This window comes from Aeromicrobium sp. CnD17-E, assembly GCF_024124745.1.
GTDB lineage: Bacteria > Actinomycetota > Actinomycetes > Propionibacteriales > Nocardioidaceae > Aeromicrobium.
Map to the genome: position 1 here is coordinate 1 of NZ_JAMXRU010000218.1, position 1,143 is coordinate 1,143.

Here is a 1,143-nt window from a genome sequence, read left to right on the forward strand (position 1 = left end):
TGACGCGCCTCGGCGTCGTGTTGGCCGGCCCGTTACCTGAGAACTCCTGACAGGAACCTCCCCGGGTGCTTAAGATCGTTCAGATCTTCGGGAGGGATCATGGAGGGTTGGACGGGAGCACTGCGCGCCGCGCTGCGGCTCGCCCTGCTGACGCCTGACGACCTGCGCCTGGCCATGGCGCTGGCCGAGCCGGCGCCCGCGACGCACGCGGCGTTCTCCGGCGGCCCCGTGGATCCCGACGGCGACCCGGAGGCCCTGCGGCTGCGCGCCCTCGTCGACCTCGCCCGCGAGGGCGACGTCGACGCCTTCGGCCAGCTCTACGACCACTACGTCACCGGCATCTACCGGTTCATCTACTACCGCGTCGGCTCCCAGACCCTGGCCGAGGACCTCACGAGCGAGACGTTCGTGCGCGGGCTGCGGGCCATCCAGCGGTTCAGCTGGCAGGGCAAGGACTTCGGCGCCTGGCTCACCACCATCGCCCGCAACCTGGTCGTCGACCACTTCAAGTCCGGTCGCGCGCGGCTCGAGATCGTCTCCGACGACGTCCCGGAGGGCCCGCAGAGCGCCCCGAGCACCGAGGACGACGTGATGGCGCTGCTCTCCAACGAGATGTTGTTCGCCGCCGTGGCCGAGCTGCCGACGGAGCAGCGCGAGTGCGTCCTCATGCGGTTCATCCAGGGCATGAGCATCGCCCAGACCGCCGCCGCGCTCGGCCGCACCGAGGGTGCGATCAAGCAGCTGCAGCTGCGCGCGGTGCGCAACCTCGCGAAGAAGATGCCTGAGGACGCGCGATGAGTCCGAGAATCCTCGCGCGCACCGCGTCACGTTCCCGTAACCCGCACGTCTTCATGGTCGTTGGACCTCGTACCACCACGACCACAGACAGGACGACGCGATGATCCGCCGACCGGGCCGCGACGACGCCCAGGACTTCCACGACGCGTGGGAGTCCGGTGCGCACGGCACGGGCCAGGTCGCCGAGCTCGTCCGCACCGCGCAGACCCTCCGCGCATCGGCCACCGTCGCTCCCCGCCCCGAGTTCGCCTCGGCGCTGCGCGAGCGTCTGATGGCCGAGGGCCAGACCGTCCTCGTCCCCGCGCCGGGCGCCTCGCGTCGCACGGCCGGCGCCGACGCTCCGAC

At 71.2% G+C, this 1,143-nt stretch carries 1 protein-coding gene and 1 pseudogene; both read left to right on the forward strand.

Going from position 1 to position 1,143, the window contains the following annotated elements; genetic code table 11:
* Positions 1-99 precede the first annotated feature (99 nt).
* Entirely contained in the window at positions 100-798 is a 699-nt protein-coding gene (locus NH339_RS18240; RefSeq protein WP_253027476.1) for a sigma-70 family RNA polymerase sigma factor, read from the forward strand.
* A gap of 100 nt (positions 799-898) precedes the next feature.
* Positions 899-1,143: pseudogene (locus tag NH339_RS18245) on the forward strand (hypothetical protein); the annotation flags it as partial.

Bases quoted from the DNA above. Each gene is read 5' to 3' on its own strand.
- NH339_RS18240 (WP_253027476.1), top strand. From the start codon at position 100: ATGGAGGGTTGGACGGGAGCACTGCGCGCCGCGCTGCGGCTCGCCCTG.